This window comes from Streptomyces gilvosporeus (assembly GCF_002082195.1).
Classification (GTDB): Bacteria; Actinomycetota; Actinomycetes; order Streptomycetales; family Streptomycetaceae; genus Streptomyces; species Streptomyces gilvosporeus.
Map to the genome: position 1 here is coordinate 5204842 of NZ_CP020569.1, position 20310 is coordinate 5225151.

The window sequence follows — 20310 nt, forward strand, 5'->3', positions numbered from 1 at the left end:
GAGAAACACCATGACGAAGGCGACCGTACGAGGCCGCGCCGGCGCCGGCACATCGGCCCGTCAGCGAACCGTGGCGGCGGCCGCCCGCGCCGCCGCCAAGCGGGCCGAGAAGGCGCGTGAGTCGTCCCTCGACGAGGAGGCGGCGGAGAACGCGGCGGCGGACAGCGCGGTGGCGGAGAACGCGGCGACGGAGAGCGCGGTGGCGGACGAAGCGTCCGCTTCCGGGACCGGGGCGGACGCCGAGGCCAGGGAGCAGGCGAAGGGCGCCGTCCGTGACGAGGCCGGAGCGGAGAAGAGCGCGAAGCCGGCCCGCCGGATCTCCGGTGCGGCGACCGCCGTGCTGGCCGCACTCGTCGTGGCGGGCCTCGTCGCCGTCGCCATGCTGGGCTGGGAGTACCGGGACGACCAGCGGACGCAGGAGGCGCGCACCGAGGCCCTGGCCGTCGCGCGCAAGGCCGCGCCGGAGATCCTGTCCTACGACTACCGCCACCTCGATCGCGATTTCGCGAAGGCCCGCGCCCACCTCACCGGGTCCTTCGCGGGCGAGTACCGCACCACGACCACGAAGGTGGTGGCGCCCACCGCCGAGAAGTACCACGGCGTCGTCACGGCCACGGTGGCGAAGCCCCCCGCCGGGGGAGCCCCCGCCGCATCGGTGGTCTCCGCCGCGCCGGAGAAGGTCATCGTCCTCCTCTTCATGAACCAGGTCACCAACAGCACTCAGGTGTCCGGGCCGCGCCTCGACCTCAACCGGGTCCGGATGACGCTCGTGGACACCTCCGGGGGCTGGAAGGTGAGCGCGCTCGACGCCCTGTGACGGCTCCCTTCGTACAGCCCGTTGGCTCCCTCCCCATCGGCCCGCGGGGCGATGGGGGACCGCTCGGCACCCACCCGGATCGCGCGACGAGCATCTGACGGGCGCCTGACGAACATCCACCGGCTCCTCCCGGTCGCCCGGAATCGCGAACGGCCCGCTCTAGAGTGGGTTGTTGGGGCGAAGGGACTGAGAGGGGTCGTATGAGGGTGGAACTTCCGCCGGAGCCGGTGCACTTCGTCAATCGTCATGAGGAGCGGCAGCGGGCCGTTCGCGCGGTGGAGGAATGGCGGGGGCGTTCCCGGCCGCTGGTGGTGGCGCTGAGCGGGCCGGCCGGGCTGGGGAAGACGGAGCTGGCGCGGCTGCTCGCGCGGACCCTGCTCGACCGTTTTCCCGAGGGCGTGCTCTCGGTCGACCTCGACGACTTCCGGCTGGACGGCGTACTGGATCCCGGGGACGTGCTGGCGCAGCTGCTCGGTTCGCTCGGGGTGGAGTCGCAGCTGGTGGAGACCCAGTTCAAGGCGCGGTGCCGGCAGTACTGGAACAAGACCGCCGATGCCCGGCTGGTCCCCATCGTGGACAACGCGCGCTATGCCTCGGAGGTGGTCCCGCTGCTTCCGGCGTCGGGCGGGAGCGTGGTGATCGTCGCGAGCCACGGGCCGCTCTACGACCTGGAGGACGGAGCGGCTCTCGACCTGTCGCTGCCGCCGCTCGAGGAGCCGGCGGCGACGGAGCTGCTGAGCCTGATCGTCCGCGACCCCCGGCTGGCCGCCGACCCGGAGTCGGTGCGGGCGTTGGTGCGGCTGTGCGACGGCCTGCCGGCGGCGCTGCACGTCGCGGGCCGGTGGGTGCGTGCGCACCGGCTGCGGCCGCTGCCCCGCCTGATCTCGGCCTTGCAGGGCGAGTGGGAGAAGGACGGAGTGCCCGGCGTCGAGCGGATCTGGGACACGGTGTGCGGTGGCCTGTCCCGCCCGGCGGGTCTGCTCTACCGGCTGCTGCCCCACCATCCCGGGGCGACGTTCACCCCGGACTCCGCCACCGCGCTGCTGGGGCTGGGGCAGGAGGCGTGTCAGGAGGCTCTTGAGGAGCTGGACCGGGCCGGATTATTGGATCTGCGCGCCGTTGCTGGCGCGGAGGAGGGCCGTATCAGGCTGCCGGGACCGCTGCGCGCGCACGCCCTGCGCCGATCCCGTCGCGCTGCCGAGGACGGTGAGGTGGCCGCGGCGCAGACCCGGGTGCTGCGCTGGCTCGTCCGTCAGGCCCAACGGGCGGACCGGTTCTCCGCCGGTCGGCGGCTCATCGTCGCGGAGGTCTTCGACCCAGTTCCCGGCGCACCGGACGTTCCGCTGGAGGATCCGCAGGAGGCGACGGACGACGCGGTCCGGGCCGAGCGCGCCGAACGTGCCTCCCGCTGGCTCCATGAGGAACGCCATGCGCTGTTCGCGTGTGTGCGCCTGGCCTACGGGCGGGGCATGGACGCCGAGGCCGTGGCCCTCTCCGAGCCGGTGTGGACCTACGCCCTGGACCACCCCCACCAGTCCGACGTCGTACAGGTCTTCCGGCTCGCCGTGGCCGCCGCGGTCCGGCACGGGCAGAACGCGGCATGGCTGGTGCGGATGCGCTGTCAGCTCGCCCGTCCCCTGTGGGAAGCGGGAGAACTGGACGATGCGGAACGGGAGCTCGCCGCCGCCGATGCCGCCGTCGGGCTGCTCGGGGACGGCAAGAGCGACGGCAAGCTCCGTGCCTCGGTGATCGAGTCCTGGGGCATGCTCGCCGGCGCACGGGGCGAGTGGCGCGCCGCCGCCGACGCGTTCGCCCGGTCCCGCGAGCTGCACCTGGCGATTTCCAACCCCTACGGCGTCATGCTCCAGACCTACCGGACGGGAGAGGCCAGGGCCGAGCTGGGCGAACTGGAGACGGCACACCGCCTGTTGTCCGAAGCGCACGAGGCCGCCGTGACGCTGCAACGCGAGCGGATGACCGGGCGAACGGCCTTTGCGCTCGCCGGAGTTCTGCGCCGCCTCGGTCGTACGGACGAGGCCCGAAGGCTCTACGAGCAGTCGTTGCAGGGGGCTCGCAAACGGCGTTCCGGATTCGATCAGGCACGGATCCATGACGCGATGGCCCAACTGGAGGAGGGCGTGGAAGGGCGCGACGCGGCGGCAGGGGAACACCGTGCGGCCGCACATGCCATCCGGCGCCGCAACGGGCTGGCCTGACCGCCCCCGGATCGCTGCCCGGATGTATCGACCTAGGGTCTGGCCCATCGGACAGACCCTAGATCGTGCCCGGCCTCGTCGGCCGTGGCCGGGCGGAGCAGGACGCGCACGGCCCGCTCGCCGGTGTGGCACGTCAGCGAGACCGGTGCGGCGGGCTGCGTCCGGTGGGTGATCAGCCAGGCGTGAACGGCCGATAGGGCGGCGGCCGGGTCGATACGTGCGAGGCGGCCGCCTTCGGATCGCGGCTCGACCTGAACGGTGTAGGGCTGCGGGTGGCCGCGCACGTCCAGCAGGCACGGTCCGTCGCGCCGTACGGCTGCGGCCGCGCGGCAGCCCGGATACTCGGCCAGCGCATGCCGCGTCCAACCGCCCGCAGACCAGCTCAGATCCGCCGGGGCGTCGGGAGAGGGCGGCGGGCGTCGGTACAACAGCCCGGCGGAACGGGTGAGTTGCTCGCTCGCGGCGCCGTGTTCCACGGCCAGGTGGTGGCCGGGCGGGCCCGTTCCGGCGGGGCGGCGCACGATACGGGCGCCCTCCGCGGTGACGTCGGCGTGGACGTCGAATGCGGTGGCCGCCCGGGTGGCCGGGGCGGGGTCGGGCAGGAGCCGGAGGGGGGTGCCGAGGGTCGGCGGGGTGAGGCCGAGCAGGGCGTACAGCTCGGTGCGCAGCCGGGTCAGGGCGCTGCCCTGGTGCGCGAAGGCAGCCTGGGCGGCGGCCTGTCCGGGCCCCGGCCGGTACGCCCGCACCGCGTCCGCTATCGCTTCGACGGACGCCAACTCCGGTATGTGGCGCAGGAGTACCTCCATCGGGCTGCCCGGTATCAGTTCCGCGCAGTCCCGGCTCACGCCGACGAGGGGCCGGTCCTGAGCGGCGGCGTAGTACAGAGCCGTCGATCCGTGGTCGGTGACCAGGGCGTCGGCGGCGATCAGCACGGAGGCCCACTCCTCGTGCGGGCTCGCGAGGATCATCCCCGCGTCCAGGGCCGGCGCCAGCCGCTCGGTCAGCTCATACGTGCCGAGCCGGCTCCGCTCGTTGGGATGGACGATGAGCGCCAACTGGTATTCGTCATGAGGGAGTTGGGTGGCAAGCCGGGCGGGCAGTCCGGGATGTCGCCGGATGAGGGACTCGGGCCCCCACGTCGAGGCGAGGACCAGCAGCTTTCGGGGGCCGGTGCCCAGCGCGGCCCGGTAGCGGTCGCGGAGGGGGTACGAGGCGAGGATGCGTTCCAGCGTGGGGTCGCCGATGACCTTCGTGTTGCGTGCGGCCCGCGGGGCCACGGAGGCGAGGCGGGCCAGCTGATCGGGGTGGGCCACCGCGTGCAGGGCAATCGGCGCGGCATCGTCCGCCCGGAGCAGGTACACGGGGTCGAGGCCGGACGCCGAGTCGGCCGAACCCTCCTCGGGGATCGACTTGTTGAAGCCCGCGCCGTGCGGCAGCAGGACGTGTGTGCCGCGGAGCATGGGCACGTCGCCCTTGGGGCTGGCGGCGACCACCAGGTCGTGGGTGCGAGCGCGGGCTTCGCTCCAGGGCACCGTCCGGCCGCCGACGGCTTCGATGGCCGACAGGACGTCGACGCCGAAGTCGGAGCCCGGTACCAACGTGAAGAGGCGCGTGATCCGGTGGTCGCCGGAGAAGACCGGGGACACGTCGAGCAGGCGGTACAGCGCCACCGCCGACCGAGCGGCGAACAGCACGACCCGTCGCCCGTCGCCCGTCGCCCGTCGCCCGTCGCCCGTCGCCCGTCGCCCGTCGCCCGTCGCCCGATCGTTCATCGTAGTGGGGAACGGCGGGTGAGATGGGGTGTTTTCGCAGGTGGGGGTGGGTTTCCCTGCTTCCTCCGGCGACATGATCCGATCGTACCGCCCGGTGCCTGCCGTAACGGGGAGTGATATCCGACCCACATCGGCAAGACCTGGCCGAGTTGCTCCGGAGGATCGGGAAGATCGGGAGAATCGGGGGATGGCGAGGACGGGTAGGACGGGGAGGATGGGGAGGACGGGGAAATGAGCGAATGGGGAGTTGCGCTGATCGCCGCAGGGTCGGCGATCGCCGGCAGCGTCGTCACCGGTTGGTACAGCCGCAGCGCCGGTATCCGCCAGGCCGAAGCGGCACGGCATGCGGGCGACCGACAGGCCGACGCGCTTGTCGAGTCCGTCCGGCTCACGATGCAGGGCGAGGCGCGCCAGCGCTCACTCGCCCTGCGGCGCCAGACGTACGCGGAGTTCCTCGGTGCCGCGGAAGCCAGAATCCTGACCGAGCGGACAGGAAGGGGCACTTCCGACGACGAGGCCCTGCTGCAACGGGCCCTGAGCGGGGTGGCCCTGGAAGGCCCGCCCGAGGTGGCCGCCGCGGCGCACCATCTCGTCGACGGTCTGCGACGCCATGAGCCGCCGGACGACCTCCATCGCGCGAAGCAGGCGTTCGTCTCGGCGGCCCAGGAGTGCCTGAAGGACCCGACAGCGACCTGAGGAACGTCGGGGCCGGTTCGCCTCGGCACCAGTACTCGGGGTTGCGCTCGGGGTGGGGACCGGCAGGGGATTCATCCCGCTTGCCCCCGTTCGTGCGGAGTTTGCCACCAGGACACGTTGTCCCGGTACCAGGCGACGGTCTCCCGCGCACCATGTCCGGTCAACGTCCGGGCACGGGTCGCGGTTCCACGCTTCCACCGGCCGCACGGCCCGCGGGCGGCACCCCCGAATGCCCGCCCCACCTCGCGACCCCCGGGGGAGCGAGGCATGGTGAGGCCAGCGACCAGGAGGCCCCATGCAGCGGAGACGAGCGCGGAGGCGGCTGCACGGACGGATGCGGCCACATATGCCGCTTCGCGCCCCCCTGCGGCCCGCCGCCGCCGGTATCGCGTTCATGGCCATGGCCGCCGTCCCGTTGTCCCCGGCGGGGGCCGTGCCCACGGCAGGCGGCGGCGCGCCGCTGGTGATCGCCCACCGGGGCGCCTCCCGCTACGCCCCCGAAAACACCCTCGCCGCCGTCGACGCCGCCCACCACCGCGGATTCCTCTGGGTCGAGAACGACGTCCAGCGCACCAAGGACGGCAAGCTGATCGTCCTGCACGACACCACGCTGAGCCGGACCACCGACGCCGAGGCGGTGTTCCCCGGGCGGGCTCCCTGGCGCGTACGGGACTTCACCGCGGCCGAGATCGCGCGGCTCGACGCCGGCAGCTGGTTCGGGCGGCGGTTCGCGGGGGAGCGGGTGCCCACCCTCGCCGCCTATCTGCACCGGCTGGACGCCAACGGCCAGCGGCTGCTGCTGGAGATCAAATCCCCCGGGACCTATCCCGGAATCGAACGGGACGTGGTCCGCGAACTCCGCCGCCACGGCTGGCTGGACCGCGCGCACGTCCGGCACCGGCTCGTCGTCCAGAGCTTCGGCGTGCCATGCATCAGGACGTTCCATGGGCTGGTGCCCCAGGTGCGTACGGGAATTCTGGGATCGCCTCCGCTGGACCGGCTGGCCGGATACGCCCGCTTTGCCGACGAGATCAACCCCCGTATGTCGACGCTCAGTTCGCGCTGGATCAAGGCAGTCCACCGGCTGCGCGGCCCGCACGGCAGGCGGCTGGAGATCTACGCCTGGGATGTGAACAAGAACACGGCCGTACGGTGGGCGCGGGCCCAGGGGATTGAAGGGGTCGTCACCTAGGGCGCAATACTGCGGCATTGTCGTGATTTTGTGCGGCGCCGCTTCCGGGCGCACCCACGGCCCTGCCGCGCGGTAGGTTCAGGTGCTGGTGAAGGAGCTGTGGAAGCCGGACAGGAGCCCGATGAGCCGCGCCTGGCGGGGATTTACGGGATTCCCGTGGCGCGGATATGGTGCCTGAGATGTTCGACGCCGCCACACCCCCCGTAAAGAATGTAAGACGCAGGATGAGGCTTTTGGGTTCCGAAATGGCGCCCGGTGCGGGCCCGCGTCCGGCTTCTCCTCAGGGTTCGTTCCAGGAGGGCCCTTGACGAACGACTTTCCGGCGTACGGCCGGCGGCGGGCGCCGCTTCCCCCGCAGCGGCAGGTGCCCGACGAGGCCGCCTACGACCCGCTGAGCGCGGGCGCGGCGACCGCCACCATGCCCGCCGCGGCCGCGCACTCCGCCGGGACCACCGCCGGGACGGGCGTACGGACCGCCGAACGCCCGGCTCCGCAGACGCACAAGGGCGCGTCCCGCGATGCGTTTTTCGACAACGCGAAGTACCTGGCCATCGTTCTGGTGGCGATGGGGCACTCGTGGGAGCCGCTGCGCGACGGCAGCCGTTCCGCCGCGGCGCTGTACATCACCGTGTACGCCTTCCACATGCCGGCGTTCATCATCATCTCCGGCTACTTCTCGCGCAGCTTCGATATGCGCAAGGACCGCCTCCAGCGGCTGATCACCGGCGTCGCCGTCCCCTACATCCTCTTCGAGGTCGCGTACTCGCTCTTCAAGCGGTGGGCGGACAACGACCCGCACTACCCCATCAGCCTCACAGACCCCTGGTACCTCACCTGGTTCCTGCTGGCGCTGTTCATCTGGCGGCTGACCACCCCGCTGTGGAAGATCGTCCGCTGGCCGGTCCCGCTCGCCCTGGCCATCGCCGCGCTCGCCGCCACCTCGCCGAACATAGGCAACGACCTGGACCTCCAGCGCGTACTGCAGTTCCTCCCGTTCTTCGTCCTCGGGCTGTGCCTGAAGCCCGAGCACTTCCAGCTCGTCCGCAACAAGCGGGCGCGGATCGCCGCCGTACCGGTCTTCGCCTGCGCGCTGGTCTTCGCCTACTGGGCCGCGCCGCGGATGAACGCCGCGTGGTTCTACCACCGCGACAGCGCCCAGGAACTGGCCGCCCCGTGGTGGAGCGGCGTGGTCATGACGCTGGCGATGTTCGGCTGCTCGCTGGTCCTGGTGGCCTGCTTCTTCGCCTGGGTCCCGGGCCGCACCATGTGGTGCACGGCGCTGGGCGCGGGCACCCTCTACGGCTACCTCCTCCACGGCTTCCTGGCCAAGGGCTCCCGCTTCTGGAACTGGTACGACACCCCGTGGGTGCACAAGCCCTGGGGCATGGTCCTGATCACCCTCGCCGCGGGCACCTTCATCACCCTGCTGTGCACGCCACCGGTGCAACGGGCGTTCCGGTGGGCGATGGAACCCAAGATGACCTGGGCTTTCAAGAAGGACCCGGTGGGGGCGTAGCGTCGACGGCAGAGCGGCGCAGAGCGACCAGAGCGACAGGAGTCCGTCACCATGCCCGAGCCCGGTTCCGTCTGGGGCGGGAGTCGACTCGACCTCGACGCCTACCTGGCCCGCATCGGCTTCCAGGGCGACCGGCGGCCGACCCTGGAAACCCTGCGCCACCTGCACGCCCGTCACTCCGCGGCCATCGCCTTCGAGAACGTCGATGTGGTCCTCGGCCGCCCCGTCCCGCTCGACCTGGAAACCCTCCAGACCAAGCTCGTCCACCGCCACCGGGGCGGCTACTGCTACGAACAGAACCTCCTCTACGCCGCCGCCCTCGACCGCCTCGGCTTCCAGGTCTCCGGCCTCGGCGCCCGTGTCCGGATGGGCGACGACCGTCTGCGCCCGGTCACCCACGCCCTGCTGAAGGTCGAGATCGACGGCGAGGACTTCCTCACCGACGTCGGCTTCGGCGGTTCGGGGCTGCTCGAACCGCTCCCTCTGCGCGACGGGATCGAGGCCCGCCAGGGCGGCTGGACCTTCGCCCTGGCACGCGAGAAGGACACCCGCACCTGGGCGCTGCGCTTCCGCACCGCAACGGGCTGGACGGACCTGTACGCCTTCGGCACCGAGCAGCGCTACCCGGTCGACTACACCGTCTTCAACCACTACATATCCACCCACCCGCGCTCCCCGTTCGTCCGCCGCCTGGTGGTCCAGCGCCCCCTCCCCGGCCTCCGCGCCGCCCTGATCGGCCGCCAACTGACCCGCACCCGCCCGGACTGGACGACCGAGGTCCGCGACATCCCGCCCCAGGAGACCCCCGACGTCCTGGCGTCCGCATTCGGCATCACCCTGTCCGCCCCGGACGCGGCTGCCCTCGTGGCCTTCCAGCGCGACAGCCTCGCCGGTGATGCCCCCTAGGTTCCTGGCACCACCGCCCCTGGCCCCCGTACGCGACCTCACCGCACCACGGCGATCCCTTCGACCTCCACCAGGGCCTCCGCATCCCACAGCCGCGTCGCGCCGATCACGGCCATGGCGGGGAAGTCCGTGCCCACCAGGCGCTTCCACACCAGCCCGAGGTCCCGGGCATGGCGGCGGTAGTCCGCGATATCGACGGCGAAAACGGTGAGCTTGGCAAGGTCGGCCGGCCCCGCACCGGCGGCCGCCGCCGCATCCAGCAGATTGGCCAGCGCCCGCTCGAACTGCGCGACGATGCCGTCCCCGACGATCCGCCCGTCGCCGTCGAGCGCCGTCTGCCCGGCGAGGAACACCATGGTCCCGGACCCCGCCCGCACGGCATGGCTGAACCCCGTAGGTGGCGCGAGATGCCCCGGATTGATCCGTTCCAGCCCCGCGACGTCCTCCCCTCCGCTCCCGGGACCGCTCCCGATACCGCCCCCGCCGCCCGCATCCCCCATGCCGCTCGCGCTCATCTCCGATGCCCTCCCTCTGCCGCCAACCGGTGTCGCACTCCCAGGGATTGAAACGCGCTCCCTTCCTCCCCGGGAAGCACGCACCCCACCTCACCCGCCCTCGCCGCCTCATTTCGCCTCCGCATAGCACCCCACCACCGCCGTCGTGAACGGAAAGCGGACCGGTGTGTCGCCGAAGGCGATACGGCCCGCCGCTGCGGCCGCCGTGGTGATGGCCTCGGCGACGGTGGCGGCCTCGTCTGAGGGGCAGTGGACGATGACCTCGTCGTGCTGGAAGAAGACGAGTTCGGCGCGGAGGGCGGCGCGGGACAGGGCGTGGCGCAGGGCGGCCAGCATCAGCAGGGCCCAGTCGGCGGCGCTGCCCTGGACGACGAAGTTACGGGTGAAGCGGCCGCGAGCGCGGGCCGCCGAGGTGCTGCCGTAGCCGGACGGGGCTTCGTCCTGGGGGAGGCCCGCTTCGTCGGGGGGAGCCATGGAGGCGGGCGGGCAGGTGCGGCCCAGCCAGGTGCGGACCAGGCGGCCCTCCTCGCCGGCGCGGGCCGCGTCGTCGACGTAGGCCACCGCCGCGGGATAGCGGCGGCGCAGATCGGCCATGTGCTTGAGGGCATCGCCGGACGTCTGGCCGTAAACGGCGCCCAGCAGGGCGAGTTTGGCCTGGGCGCGGTCGCCGCGGAAGGCGCGGGCGGCGAGGTCGGCGTAGAGGTCCGCGCCGCTGCCGGCCACCTCCATCAGGCCCGGGTCGCGGGAGACGGCGGCCAGCACCCGGGGCTCCATCTGGTCGGCGTCGGCGACCACCAGACGCCACCCCGGGTCGGCACGGACGGCCTGCCGGATGACCTTGGGGATCTGCAGGGCGCCGCCGCCGTTGGCGGTCCAGCGGCCCGTGACCGTGCCGCCGGGGAGGTACTCGGGGCGGAAGCGGCCGTCGTGCACCCATTGCTGCAGCCAGGACCAGCCGTGGGCGGTGTGGAGGCGGTAGAGGGATTTGTACCGGAGGAGGGGCGCCACCGCGGGGTGGTCGATCTGCTGGAGCTCCCATTTGCGGGTGGAGGAGAGGGGGATCCCGGCCTTGGTGAAGGCCCTGATGATGTCCTGCGGCAGATCGGGGCGGATGCGTTCGCCCGGGCCGAAGGCGCGGGAGATCTCCTCGGCCAGCTCCGCCATCCGGCGCGGTTCGAGTCCGCCCGGATAGCGCTCGCCCAGCAGGCCGTTGAGCACTTCACGGTGCACATCGGCCCGCCAGGGCATCCCGGCCCGGGTCATCTCGGTGGCGACCAGCATGCCCGCCGATTCGGCGGCGATCAGCAGCCGCATCCGCTCGGGGTGCGCGGCCCCGGCCGTACGGGCCAGCTGGCCGGCGTAGACCTCCAGCAGGGCCGTCAGCTCGTCCGTGCCGGGCGGCAGGGGCACCGGGCCCGGCTCGAAGAGGGACGGCTGGGTCTCGGCGGCCCGCGCGGGGGTGTCGTCGGGCACCGGCAGGCGGTGCAGCCGGGCCCAGGCGGCGGCCAGCGAGCGGGGCTGGCCGGACTGGCCCTGCTCGTGGCCGATCAGCAGCGCCTCGGCGGCCTCGATGTCGTAGCAGCGCTCGACCCGCACTCCGGCCGCCAGCAGGCGGCGGTAGAGCTCGGCGGTGGAGCGCCACACCCACCGGTCGACTTCGGGACGCGAGCGGATCGCCTCGGCGAACGAGGGCTCCTCCAGCACCCGCCCGGCGGCCCGGCCATCGGGGGTGAGCGGACAGAGACGAGCACCCCCGTCGCCCGTCTCCGCCACTGCCCATCTCATGTCCCTGAGTGTCGCACCAGGGTCTGACAATCGCCCTGACCTGCACGTTTGACGGCGCGCGCGGGGGCGTCGGGTGTGCGATACGGGGGCGGGCAGGCCGTCTCGGGAGGGTGCCCCTGGGGCTCTCGGTGCTCCTGCGACAGCCGGGGCAACTCGCCCTGGGCGGCGGGGGTTTGACGGCGAGAAGCGCGTTCGGGGGTATAACCTGGGCTATATCCAGCGATGGGAAATAGTTGTTCCCTCGTGCCGGTTCAATCCTATTTCACCCGAATGCTTCGGTATCTCTTTCCGGGGTGATGCGTTGAGCAGCTTGTCGCTCTACGCGGCGCGTACAGATCCCTGAATGCTGCCCAGTGAAGAGGTTCGCAGTGAAGCTTGTATCCAAGGCCGTCGTCCTGTCCGCCGCCGCGGGCGTGGCCGTCATCGGTGGGGCCGGAATGGCCACCGCCGGCGGGCACGGCACCGGCGCCCACGCCGTCGGTGGCGCAGCCCACTCGCCCGGCTTCGTGTCGGGCAACCTGATCCAGGTCCCGATCTCCGTCCCGATCAACGTCTGCGGCAACACCGCCGACGCCTTTGCCCTGCTCAACCCGACGTTCGGCAACAAGTGCATCAACGCCTGACCGTCGCTCGGCGCAGGTCGCAAGGCCGGTACGTGCTCTCCGTACCGGCCTTGCGCCTGCCGGGGGAGGGGCCGCCGCCCGGAATTCGGCGGTGGCCCGGTGGCACCCAGGAACAGTGATATGGGTTTATCGAATCGCGGCATTCGGGTGAATGGGCGAAACCGCACTCTCCCGGGCGAGTTGACCAGGGTGCGTTCCGGATACGGGCACGCCGCCTCGAGAAGGGTAAATTGTGATCAAGAAGGCTCTCGCCACATTGGCGGCCGTCGGCGACCGCAATGACACTTCCTCGGTCAATGGCAACGGTCCCCTGTCGATCGGAAACCCGATCACGGTTCAGGGCATCGCCCATTGTGCATCGCCGTCCTGTCCTCACCGCAGGACCAGCAGTGCACGGAGAACGAGTCCGTAACCACCGATACGGGCCATGCGTTACCCATCGTCGGGGCGGAATTCCCCTCCCCCTTTCGGTAGGCATTTGTATTCGGAGGGCCCCTCGTCCGTTCGAACTCCGGCGGCATTTTCGCGTCGTATACACGGCGGCAATCTCCCGAATCGACTTTGCATCGTTCGGGCGATTCTTCCGAAAACTCTGCCGTGGGAGTTTGGTCGGCGAGGAGAAGTCGTTACCAATAGTGGCAGCGGAGTTACGGGCGAGCAGTTTCCCGCCCGTGCGGCACGACGGTCGTGTCCGCTACGAACCCGCTGCAGGAAGGGCTGAAAGTGAAGTACACGAAGGTCGCTGCAGTTACTGTCGGCACGCTCATGGCAGTGGGTGCGGCTACTCCGGCGTTCGCCGACGCGCATGCCAAGGGCGGCGCCAAGGGTTCCCCCGGCGTGTTTTCCGGCAACGTCATCCAGGTGCCGATCAGCGTGCCGATCAACGTCTGCGGGAACACCGTCAACTTCGTCGGTGCGCTCAACCCGGCGTTCGGAAACGTCTGCATCAACAAGTAACACACAGCAATCCGAGCCATGTAGCTCAGTAGCTCCGAACGGCCCCGGCGCGCAGTCCATGTGCGCCGGGGCCGTCGGCGTCCGACGGCTGGGCTTCCGGGCGCCCGGTGGGGAATGTCGGTGCTGCACTGCCGCCGCGGCATTGCCAAGAAGGCGGAAATCCAGAGTTTCCCCGGAAGGCGGGTCTCGTTAGTCAGGGCGAAAGCGGTGATCCGAGCAGCGAAGTGATTGCTCACGCGGCGCTGGTGCCGTGATCTCATCGATCACCGCTCTGAGAAAGGGACAGCACAAAGTGAAGTACGCGAAGTCTGCCGCGATCGTTGCCGGTTCCCTCATGGCGATCGGCGCGGCCGCCCCTGCTTTTGCCGCCGGTCCCCAGCCCCCGCACGCGCTCCCGCCGGCGAGCTCCAGCACGCTGTCGAACGTGCTGCACGCCCGGCCGCTGGACGGTGAACGGCTCGCGCCGCTGGTCAAGACGGTCAAGGGCGCGGCACAGAAGGTGCAGGGCGGAAAGAAGATCCTGCTCCACGGGAACAAGATCGGTAGCAGCACCCCGAAGTCGCTCCTGGGCGAGGGGCTGTCGATCGGGCAGTAATGCCCGGCGCGCATTCCGGACTTCGCTGAGTTCACTTTCTCGGGGGAGGGAATCCCCGGGAATGCCGTCGGTATGTCCCGGACGGCATCCCGACGTTCTTCGGGGACGGCACGGGCAAGCACTGACGGCCGGATGGAATCCGGGCCACCCAAGTTTCCTCTGCTGGGCGGCCCGGGTTTTTGTTGTGCGGATCACGGTGTCGATATCCGATAATCGGTCGGCGTGCGCGGTATTGTTATTCGGTTGTGACTGAGGCGGGGCGCCCCGGTTCGTTGTGCACGGCGTGTGGAGGGAAGCATGCCAATGCCCTTGCGTGGTGGATGGGGCTGCCGGGGTATTGGCATGCCGGCCGGAAAAGTGTCATGGCAAAACTCCGGGCCCGCACCGTCGACGTCGGCGGCGCGGGCCCGGAGGCGTTTTCGGGTCAGGCAATTCCGCCGGGGAGCCGGGGGATGCTGGGCAGGCCCGGGAGGTCGGGGGCGGGCAGACCGCCGAGGGTAATGCTGAGGATGACGTTCGCCAGGGCGGTGACGCTCTGTGTCACGGAACTGGTGATGGCGGCCGGGCCGTCCGCGGCAATCGCCTTCAGCAGAGCGTCGGTCTTTGTCTGAAGGCCGGTGAGGGCAGCGGCCTTCAGATCGCCGGCGGACTTGCCGGTGATGGGCCGGGAGCCGTTGTCGGGCTGGGAGACCGACGGCGCGGACGGGGCCTCGGGACGACCGGACTGGCGGACGGCGGCGATGGCGTTTCTGACGGCCTTGCTGTGCTCGGTGATGCGATCCGCCGGAAGTCTGCCGTTGTCGCCGGTCGTGAGGACGTCATTGATCAGGTCGGTGACCGGACCGAGTACCCCGGAGATTTCGGCGAGGCTTTTGGCCTGGGCCCTGAGTTCCCCGGTGTTGGGCAGCGGTGCCTTGTGCGGGGCGGCGCCGCGGGAAGGGGCCGGGGAGTGGTCGATCGACGCGAGGGCGCTTCCCGCGGCGCCGCACGCCAGGACTCCGCACACGGCGGCGGAGACGAGCAGACCGGCCTTCCGGGACATCCGCATGGAAGGCTCCTTTCCGTGATGCAAAGGAGCCGCGCGATACGCGGCTCATCGCCACCCTGCGAACGGAATTGACGGTCCGCAAAATGTGCTGCGGCAGATGGGCGAGCCGGTGGGGAGTTGGGGGCGGCGCGCGGCCCCGGCGTATTCCCGGCTGTTCGGGTGAGGGGCCGGAACTCACGGCGGTGGAACGGGTTGTGGGAGAGGGCCCGCACCTATCGGGACCCCGTACGTATCGGGGGCGGCCTCTCTCGACCGTGAAGGGCATTGTGTACGGAAGACCGGGTGGGAAAGGGAACCTCCCCTGCGCGGCGGCCCAGTCCGAGCGGGTCCGACGGGCCGCTCGGCCTGGGCCGCCCGGCCGGGGCGGCCGTCGGCATCGCCGGACGACTCGGCCGTGCGCCGTCGTACCTCCGCGGCCGGGCGGAGCTGCGGCTGGAAGCTGCCCGGCGGCGTACGACGGATCGTGGAGATCAACGCGGGAAATCCCTGTCCGGCACGGAGGAGATCGTTCTTTCGCCCGTTGGTGGGGGCCCTCTGCCAGGGCGTTTGACCCGGTTTCCGGGTACGGGGAGCGATGCGGGAGCCCGTACGGCCGGGAGCTGGCAAAATTGTCTAAAAGCCGCAAAGCGACTGATCGGTGAGGTGTGGGCCATGCGTATCGCACTGGCGCAGACGGACTGCGCGCTGGGTGAGGTGGCGGAGAATATCGATCACGCTCGCGAGCAGATCAAGCAGGCGGCGGACCAGGGCGCCGATCTTGTCGTCTTTCCCGAACTGAGCCTGCACGGCTATCACTTGGGCGCGCTCAAGCGCGATTGCTCCATCGAGGCGAGCGATCCGCGGCTGCTGGAGCTGAGCCTCCTGGGGCCCGATGTGCTGGTGGGTTTCCATGAGCACACCAGCCTGCGGGCCTACAACACGTCGGCCACCTATGCGGACGGTGCGCTGCGGCATGCACACCGCAAGCTCTATCTCCCCAACTACCTTGCCTGGGAGGAGCGCAAGCACGTCAGTCCCGGTCAGTCGCTGCGCGCGTACGAGCTGACGAAGTCGCCGAGCGGCGGGCGGGGGGCCACGCTGGTGTGCAACGACGCCTGGCAGCCGGTGTTGCCGTGGCTGGCGGTGCAGGACGGTGCGGAGGTGCTGTTCGTGCCGACCAACAGCGCGGCCAGTCTGGATCCGGAGGCGATGGACACCGAGGTGTACTGGGACACCCTGCTGTCCTATACGGCGCGGATGCTCCAGTGCTGGGTGGTGTTCGTCAACCGGGTCGGCAATGAGCTCGGGGCCGCCTTCTGGGGCGGCTCGCGGGTGGTCGATCCGCGGGGGATGGTGGTGGCGCAGGAGCCCAAGTGGGAGCCCGCGCTGGTCACCGTCGACATCGACCCCTCCGAGGCGCGTCGGCAGCGGCGGGCGGTGCCGCTCGTGGCGGAAGCCCGGCTGGGGCTGATCGACCGCGAGGTGCGGCGGCTGATCGACGAGGGCGGCGACAGCTGATGCGCGAGGGTGGGCGGCGGCCGGGGTCCGCCCCCGGGGCTAACGGGAGGACGCCTCCGTGGGCTGCTCGTCCTTGAGGGCCTTGGCCTCGGACTTGAGGATGCGCATCGAGCGGCCGAGGCCGCGGGCCATGTCGGGCATCTTCTTCGCGCCGAAGAGCAGTACGAGGACCGCGATGATCACAAGGAGGTGCCAGGGCTCGAAGGCGTTGCGGAGCATGGGGGGCTCGCTTTCGTCGGGGCGGTATTCGGGGGCGGTCTGCCCAGTATGACCCGAACCCTCCGGCCGCCCGGTCCAGGGGACGCGCCTGGCACCGGACGGCCGTCGGGGGCGGCCGCCGCCCGCTACCAGCTGGACTTGCGCACGCCCGGCAGATAGCCCTGGTGGGCCTGTTCGCGCAGCCGTACGCGGGAGAGGCCGAAGGCGCGGAAGTAGCCGCGCGGCCGGCCGTCGACGCCGTCACGGTTGCGGACCCGGGTGGCGCTGGCGTCGCGCGGCTGGCGTGACAGCTCGCGTTGGGCGGCGTAGCGCTCCTCGTCGGGGGTGTGCGGATGGCGGATGACGGCCTTGAGGACGGCGCGGCGGGCCGCGTAGCGGGCGACGACGGCCCGCCGCTTCTCGTTCTTGACGATCTTGCTCTTCTTGGCCATCAGACCTTCTCCCCTCGGGCGCGGATACGGGCGACGGCCGCCTCGACCCCGATCGTGTCGACGGTCTTGATGCCCTTGGCGCTCAGGGTGAGCCGGATGTGCCGGCCCTCGCTTTCGAGCCAGTAGCGCTTGCGCTGGATGTTGGGGTCGAAGCGGCGTGGGGTGCGGCGGTGAGAGTGCGAGATCGATGCGCCGAAGCCGGGCTTGCGGCCGGTCAGCTGGCAGTGGGCGGACACGGTGCGGTCCTTCCGGTGGTCGGAGCCCCGGGGGGCTTATTGAAAATGGAATTCATTTACGTATACTACCTGGCATGGCCCGCAACGAACTCCGCCCGGTCATCAAGCTCCGGTCCACCGCCGGAACCGGGTTCACCTACGTCACCCGCAAGAACCGCCGCAACGACCCCGACCGCCTGGAACTGCGCAAGTACGACCCCCTGGCCGGCCGGCACGTCACCTTCCGAGAGGAGCGCTGAGCCCCGATGAAGCCCGGAATCCACCCCGCCTACGGGCCCGTCGTCTTCCGCGACCGGTCCGCCGACTTCGCCTTCCTCACCAGGTCGACCGCGACCAGCGACAAGACCATTGAGTGGGAGGACGGCAACACCTACCCCGTCGTCGACGTCGAGATCTCCTCGGCGAGCCACCCCTTCTACACCGGCACCGCCAAGGTGCTGGACACCGCGGGCCGCGTCGAGCGGTTCGAGCGCCGTTACGGCAAGAGGTCCCGCTGATGGATCCGCTCCCTGTCGTGCTGGTGGGCGGGCTGCACGCGGAGGCGCGGCGGACCGCCGTCGAGCGGCTGCTGCGTTCCGTGCCCGGCAGCGTCGCCCTCCACCACGACCTCGCTCCGGCGGCGGAGGGCACCGTACGGCGCACCGTCCGCGACGCCGGCGGCACCCTCGACACCGGCCACGCGCCGCTGGTCAACGACTGCGCCTGCTGCGCGCTGCGCGAGGACCTGGTGCCCGAGCTGGAGCGGCTGGCCGCGGGGCGGACCTGCCGGCTGGCCGTCGTCGAGCTGTGGGACTCGGTCGAGCCGCAGGCGATGGCCGAGGTGGTCACCGCGTGCGGCTCGGCGAACCTCGCGCTGACCGGGGTGATCACGGCCGTCGATCCGGCGCTGCTGCTGCCGTATCTCGCCTGCGGCGACGACCTCACCGAGGCCGGGCTCGCGGCCGCCGCCTCCGACCAGCGCACCGTCGCCGACACCTGGGCGCGGCAGCTGGAGTACGCGCCGGTGCTGGCGATCGCCGAGGGGGAGGAGGCGGCCGACCCCGCGGACCTCGCCCTGCTGGCGCAGCTGCACCCCATGGCGCGCCAGGTCCCGGTTGCGTCGGGAGAGCTGGCGGCGGCCGCGACGGCCGGATTCGATGTGGAGGCGGCCGCAGCGCGCCAGCATCCCGCCTGTGCGCTGCTGCCGCAGGACGCCGATGCCGACGGCGTGACCACCCTCGTCTGGCACCGCACCCGTCCCTTTCACCCCGGGCGTCTCTATACCGCACTGGAGGATCTGACCTGCGCGGCCGCGCGCAGCCGGGGCCGGTTCTGGCTGGCCGACCGGCCCGACACGCTGCTGTCCTGGGACGCGGCGGGCGGGGCGCTGTGCGTGGAGAACGCCGGGCCGTGGCTGGCCTCGCTGCCGGACGCCGCCTGGGACATGGTGCCCCCGATGCGGCGGGCCGCCGCAGCGCTGGACTGGCACCCCGAGCACGGCGACCGCGCCCAGCACCTCGTCTTCACCTCGCCCGGACTGGACCGCGCGGGCCTGACCTCCCTGCTGGAGTCCTGTCTGCTCACCGACGCCGAGTACGCGGGCGGGCCGCGGGCCTGGAAGAGCCTGCCGCCGGCGTTCGACGAACTGCTCGATCCGGTGTCGTAGAGCCGGAGGCGGGGCGGGGCCGTCGGGCGCCGCCCCGCCCCGGGCCCGCCCGGCCCCCGGCCCCTGGTCCCCGGGGCCCCGTATTGCCCCACCCCCCTCTGTAAAGGAAGCCCCATGCCCCGACGCCCCGACCCCCGCCGCAAGGCCACGCCGCGCCCCAATCCGCTGGAAGCGGCGGGCATCACGTACATCGACTACAAGGACACCGCCCTGCTGCGGACGTTCCTCTCGGACCGCGGCAAGATCCGGAGCCGCCGCGTCACCCGCGTCACCGCCCAGCAGCAGCGACGGCTGGCCCGTGCGATCAAGAACGCGCGGGAGATGGCGCTGCTGCCCTACGCCCCGCGCTGACGCGGCCGCGGGAACAGCGGCGCCCGGCCCCTGGAACCCGAGGGTCGCGGCACCCGTCTCTTCCTCGTCCGCATGCGCGGCGATCGGCGGTCGATTGTGACGGAGCGTTTGGGGCAGGCGCTCGACAAGCAGTGACCGGGGCGGCACGGCCTGTCGTGCACGTGCATCTGCGCATGCATCCGCATGTGAACACGGCTATGATCCCCGGCAGTTGACGCCCTTTCTCACCGGGAGAGCCCTGTGCCCCACGCATACAACGGCATGGCCGCAACGGATCTCCGCGATGCGGCCTGGCAGAAGAGCCGGTACAGCAATTCCCAAGGCTCGTGCGTGGAATTCGCCAAGCTGGCCGGGGGCGAGATCGCGGTGCGCAATTCCCGTTTCCCCGACGGCCCGGCGCTCATCTACACGCCGGCCGAGGTCGAGGCGATGCTGCTGGGCGTCAAGGACGGGGAGTTCGACCACCTCGTACGCGAGGAGCGCTCGGCGGTGTATGCGACTGGGTGCTCAGGTCCGACGTCTGACGTTTGACGTTTGCCGTGCGGCCCACGCGGTGGGCGTACGACGAAGGCCCTGTCCGGGCGGGTGTCCGCCGGGCAGGGCCTGGGTGCGCGGGTGGTGCGGCTACGGCAGCCGGAACTGCGCCCATACGATCTTGCCGTGCATCGTGCCGGTCAGCCGGTGCCAGCCCCAGCTGTCGCTGAAGGACTCCACGAGGTAGAGCCCGCGGCCGGATTCCGCGGCCGAATCGGCCTCGCCGGCGACGGGTGAGGCGTCGCTGGAATCGCGTACCGCGCAGATGAGCCGGGAGGACCAGCGCATCAGATGGAGCCGGGCGGGCGCGGCGGCCGGGGACGGCTCCGCCAGTCGCTGCTCGGGGACGCGGGGTTCGACCGCAAGCGGCTCCGCGGGGGCGAGGACCGCATGCCGCAGGGCGTTGGTGACCAGCTCGGAGACCACCAGGGCGACGCCGTCGAAGAGTTCGTCCAGGTCCCAGTCCCGCAGCGTGTCGCGCGTGAACTTCCGTGCACCGCCGACCGATTCGTACCGCGGCGGGAGCGTGCAGGACACGGATCCGGAGACGGACAAGGGGTCGACGGGAGGAAGGCCCTGCCATAACGGCTCGAGCATGGTCAAAACCGTAGTCCCCATGCGAGGCACTCCTGGCGTTCGCGGACGTCATGATCTGGCCGGTCTGCCGGATCTGGCGGATCTTTCATGAGCGAGCGAGCATGCGTGCGACGCCTATGGTTCCCAATGACCACGACAGATGCAAGGGCAGATGCACGTGCA

Annotated in this window: 23 protein-coding genes; 15 read left to right on the plus strand and 8 right to left on the minus strand. The window is 71.1% G+C overall.

Annotated elements, in window-relative coordinates; all coding sequences use genetic code 11:
* Nucleotides 1-10: 10 nt before the first annotated feature.
* Nucleotides 11-817 (plus strand): hypothetical protein, encoded by an 807-nt coding sequence (locus B1H19_RS23210; RefSeq protein ID WP_083106715.1) that lies wholly within the window; start codon nt 11-13, stop codon nt 815-817.
* Nucleotides 818-1017: 200 nt separating this feature from the next.
* The gene (locus tag B1H19_RS23215; protein WP_083106716.1) at nt 1018-3033 is read left to right on the plus strand and encodes a tetratricopeptide repeat protein; all 2016 of its coding nucleotides are present in this window, start codon (nt 1018-1020) and stop codon (nt 3031-3033) included.
* A gap of 32 nt (nt 3034-3065) precedes the next feature.
* Here the strand turns inward: B1H19_RS23215 and B1H19_RS23220 are convergent, their stop codons facing one another.
* Nucleotides 3066-4805 (minus strand): CDP-glycerol glycerophosphotransferase family protein, encoded by a 1740-nt coding sequence (locus tag B1H19_RS23220; protein ID WP_237289483.1) that lies wholly within the window; start codon nt 4803-4805, stop codon nt 3066-3068.
* A 231-nt stretch (nt 4806-5036) separates the two neighbouring features.
* Here B1H19_RS23220 and B1H19_RS23225 point away from each other — a divergent pair, with 231 nt between their 5' ends.
* The 4 genes from B1H19_RS23225 (at nt 5037) to B1H19_RS23240 (ending at nt 9115) form a co-directional block, all read left to right on the plus strand.
* On the plus strand, nt 5037-5501 hold the full coding sequence (locus B1H19_RS23225) for a hypothetical protein (protein ID WP_083106718.1): 465 nt from the start codon (nt 5037-5039) through the stop codon (nt 5499-5501).
* Between the two features lie 346 nt (nt 5502-5847).
* On the plus strand, nt 5848-6693 hold the full coding sequence (locus tag B1H19_RS23230; protein ID WP_083106719.1) for a glycerophosphodiester phosphodiesterase: 846 nt from the start codon (nt 5848-5850) through the stop codon (nt 6691-6693).
* 304 nt (nt 6694-6997) lie between these two features.
* Nucleotides 6998-8209 (plus strand): acyltransferase family protein, encoded by a 1212-nt coding sequence (locus tag B1H19_RS23235; protein WP_237289485.1) that lies wholly within the window; start codon nt 6998-7000, stop codon nt 8207-8209.
* 51 nt (nt 8210-8260) lie between these two features.
* Nucleotides 8261-9115, plus strand: coding sequence for an arylamine N-acetyltransferase family protein (locus tag B1H19_RS23240; protein WP_083106720.1), 855 nt, complete (start codon nt 8261-8263; stop codon nt 9113-9115).
* 38 nt (nt 9116-9153) lie between these two features.
* On the opposite strand, the gene B1H19_RS23245 is transcribed toward B1H19_RS23240, so the two are convergent.
* On the minus strand, nt 9154-9630 hold the full coding sequence (locus B1H19_RS23245) for a RidA family protein (RefSeq protein WP_083106721.1): 477 nt from the start codon (nt 9628-9630) through the stop codon (nt 9154-9156).
* 108 nt (nt 9631-9738) lie between these two features.
* Entirely contained in the window at nt 9739-11415 is a 1677-nt protein-coding gene (locus B1H19_RS23250; protein ID WP_083106722.1) for a bifunctional 3'-5' exonuclease/DNA polymerase, read from the minus strand.
* A 368-nt stretch (nt 11416-11783) separates the two neighbouring features.
* On the opposite strand from B1H19_RS23250, the gene B1H19_RS23255 reads away from it, so the two are divergent.
* The 3 genes from B1H19_RS23255 to B1H19_RS23265 all read left to right on the plus strand — a co-directional run bounded on the left by B1H19_RS23255 (nt 11784) and on the right by B1H19_RS23265 (nt 13590).
* Nucleotides 11784-12038 (plus strand): chaplin, encoded by a 255-nt coding sequence (locus B1H19_RS23255; protein ID WP_203237208.1) that lies wholly within the window; start codon nt 11784-11786, stop codon nt 12036-12038.
* 723 nt (nt 12039-12761) lie between these two features.
* Nucleotides 12762-12995, plus strand: a complete 234-nt coding sequence (locus B1H19_RS23260; protein ID WP_083106723.1) for a chaplin — start codon at nt 12762-12764, stop codon at nt 12993-12995.
* 292 nt (nt 12996-13287) lie between these two features.
* Entirely contained in the window at nt 13288-13590 is a 303-nt protein-coding gene (locus tag B1H19_RS23265) for a hypothetical protein (RefSeq protein WP_083106724.1), read from the plus strand.
* 424 nt (nt 13591-14014) lie between these two features.
* Here B1H19_RS23265 and B1H19_RS23270 read toward each other — a convergent pair whose 3' ends face one another.
* Nucleotides 14015-14638 carry a hypothetical protein gene (locus B1H19_RS23270; RefSeq protein WP_083106725.1) on the minus strand — a complete coding sequence of 208 codons (624 nt, stop codon included), beginning with the start codon at nt 14636-14638 and terminating at the stop codon, nt 14015-14017.
* A 651-nt stretch (nt 14639-15289) separates the two neighbouring features.
* Between B1H19_RS23270 and B1H19_RS23275 the strand changes: the two genes are divergently transcribed.
* Nucleotides 15290-16135, plus strand: a complete 846-nt coding sequence (locus tag B1H19_RS23275; RefSeq protein ID WP_083106726.1) for a nitrilase-related carbon-nitrogen hydrolase — start codon at nt 15290-15292, stop codon at nt 16133-16135.
* 39 nt (nt 16136-16174) lie between these two features.
* Here the strand turns inward: B1H19_RS23275 and tatA are convergent, their stop codons facing one another.
* From tatA to rpmB, 3 genes are all read right to left on the minus strand, one after another.
* A complete protein-coding gene (tatA, locus tag B1H19_RS23280) occupies nt 16175-16354 on the minus strand; it encodes a Sec-independent protein translocase subunit TatA (RefSeq protein ID WP_083106727.1) in 180 nt (59 codons plus the stop codon).
* Nucleotides 16355-16479: 125 nt separating this feature from the next.
* Nucleotides 16480-16785 (minus strand): 30S ribosomal protein S14, encoded by a 306-nt coding sequence (gene rpsN, locus B1H19_RS23285; protein WP_083106728.1) that lies wholly within the window; start codon nt 16783-16785, stop codon nt 16480-16482.
* Nucleotides 16785-17021 carry a 50S ribosomal protein L28 gene (rpmB, locus tag B1H19_RS23290; protein WP_083106729.1) on the minus strand — a complete coding sequence of 79 codons (237 nt, stop codon included), beginning with the start codon at nt 17019-17021 and terminating at the stop codon, nt 16785-16787. Before rpmB ends, rpsN begins: the two co-directional genes overlap by 1 nt.
* Nucleotides 17022-17095: 74 nt before the next feature.
* Between rpmB and rpmG the strand changes: the two genes are divergently transcribed.
* The 5 genes from rpmG (at nt 17096) to B1H19_RS23315 (ending at nt 19548) form a co-directional block, all read left to right on the plus strand.
* Nucleotides 17096-17260, plus strand: coding sequence for a 50S ribosomal protein L33 (gene rpmG, locus B1H19_RS23295; RefSeq protein WP_083106730.1), 165 nt, complete (start codon nt 17096-17098; stop codon nt 17258-17260).
* A gap of 6 nt (nt 17261-17266) precedes the next feature.
* Complete coding sequence (locus tag B1H19_RS23300; RefSeq protein ID WP_083106731.1) at nt 17267-17518, plus strand: type B 50S ribosomal protein L31; 252 nt, start codon at nt 17267-17269, stop codon at nt 17516-17518.
* On the plus strand, nt 17518-18666 hold the full coding sequence (locus B1H19_RS23305; RefSeq protein WP_083106732.1) for a CobW family GTP-binding protein: 1149 nt from the start codon (nt 17518-17520) through the stop codon (nt 18664-18666). The genes B1H19_RS23300 and B1H19_RS23305 overlap by 1 nt, the downstream gene beginning before the upstream one ends.
* A gap of 114 nt (nt 18667-18780) precedes the next feature.
* On the plus strand, nt 18781-19017 hold the full coding sequence (rpsR, locus tag B1H19_RS23310; RefSeq protein ID WP_083106733.1) for a 30S ribosomal protein S18: 237 nt from the start codon (nt 18781-18783) through the stop codon (nt 19015-19017).
* A 240-nt stretch (nt 19018-19257) separates the two neighbouring features.
* Nucleotides 19258-19548, plus strand: coding sequence for a DUF397 domain-containing protein (locus tag B1H19_RS23315; RefSeq protein ID WP_083106734.1), 291 nt, complete (start codon nt 19258-19260; stop codon nt 19546-19548).
* A gap of 93 nt (nt 19549-19641) precedes the next feature.
* Here B1H19_RS23315 and B1H19_RS23320 read toward each other — a convergent pair whose 3' ends face one another.
* Nucleotides 19642-20169 carry an ATP-binding protein gene (locus B1H19_RS23320; protein ID WP_083106735.1) on the minus strand — a complete coding sequence of 176 codons (528 nt, stop codon included), beginning with the start codon at nt 20167-20169 and terminating at the stop codon, nt 19642-19644.
* Between the last annotated feature and the right edge of the window lie 141 nt (nt 20170-20310).

Excerpts from the sequence above, each read along its gene's own strand:
- tatA (WP_083106727.1), bottom strand. The coding sequence starts at position 16,354 with ATGCTCCGCAACGCCTTCGAGCCCTGGCACCTCCTTGTGATCATCGCG.
- B1H19_RS23300 (WP_083106731.1), top strand. The coding sequence starts at position 17,267 with ATGAAGCCCGGAATCCACCCCGCCTACGGGCCCGTCGTCTTCCGCGAC.
- B1H19_RS23305 (WP_083106732.1), top strand. The coding sequence starts at position 17,518 with ATGGATCCGCTCCCTGTCGTGCTGGTGGGCGGGCTGCACGCGGAGGCG.
- B1H19_RS23215 (WP_083106716.1), top strand. The coding sequence starts at position 1,018 with ATGAGGGTGGAACTTCCGCCGGAGCCGGTGCACTTCGTCAATCGTCAT.
- B1H19_RS23245 (WP_083106721.1), bottom strand. The coding sequence starts at position 9,630 with ATGAGCGCGAGCGGCATGGGGGATGCGGGCGGCGGGGGCGGTATCGGG.
- B1H19_RS23220 (WP_237289483.1), bottom strand. The coding sequence starts at position 4,805 with ATGAACGATCGGGCGACGGGCGACGGGCGACGGGCGACGGGCGACGGG.
- B1H19_RS23270 (WP_083106725.1), bottom strand. The coding sequence starts at position 14,638 with ATGCGGATGTCCCGGAAGGCCGGTCTGCTCGTCTCCGCCGCCGTGTGC.
- rpmG (WP_083106730.1), top strand. The coding sequence starts at position 17,096 with ATGGCCCGCAACGAACTCCGCCCGGTCATCAAGCTCCGGTCCACCGCC.
- B1H19_RS23250 (WP_083106722.1), bottom strand. The coding sequence starts at position 11,415 with ATGAGATGGGCAGTGGCGGAGACGGGCGACGGGGGTGCTCGTCTCTGT.
- B1H19_RS23230 (WP_083106719.1), top strand. The coding sequence starts at position 5,848 with ATGCCGCTTCGCGCCCCCCTGCGGCCCGCCGCCGCCGGTATCGCGTTC.
- rpsN (WP_083106728.1), bottom strand. The coding sequence starts at position 16,785 with ATGGCCAAGAAGAGCAAGATCGTCAAGAACGAGAAGCGGCGGGCCGTC.
- B1H19_RS23320 (WP_083106735.1), bottom strand. The coding sequence starts at position 20,169 with ATGGGGACTACGGTTTTGACCATGCTCGAGCCGTTATGGCAGGGCCTT.
- B1H19_RS23240 (WP_083106720.1), top strand. The coding sequence starts at position 8,261 with ATGCCCGAGCCCGGTTCCGTCTGGGGCGGGAGTCGACTCGACCTCGAC.
- rpsR (WP_083106733.1), top strand. The coding sequence starts at position 18,781 with ATGCCCCGACGCCCCGACCCCCGCCGCAAGGCCACGCCGCGCCCCAAT.
- B1H19_RS23275 (WP_083106726.1), top strand. The coding sequence starts at position 15,290 with ATGCGTATCGCACTGGCGCAGACGGACTGCGCGCTGGGTGAGGTGGCG.
- B1H19_RS23225 (WP_083106718.1), top strand. The coding sequence starts at position 5,037 with ATGAGCGAATGGGGAGTTGCGCTGATCGCCGCAGGGTCGGCGATCGCC.
- B1H19_RS23210 (WP_083106715.1), top strand. The coding sequence starts at position 11 with ATGACGAAGGCGACCGTACGAGGCCGCGCCGGCGCCGGCACATCGGCC.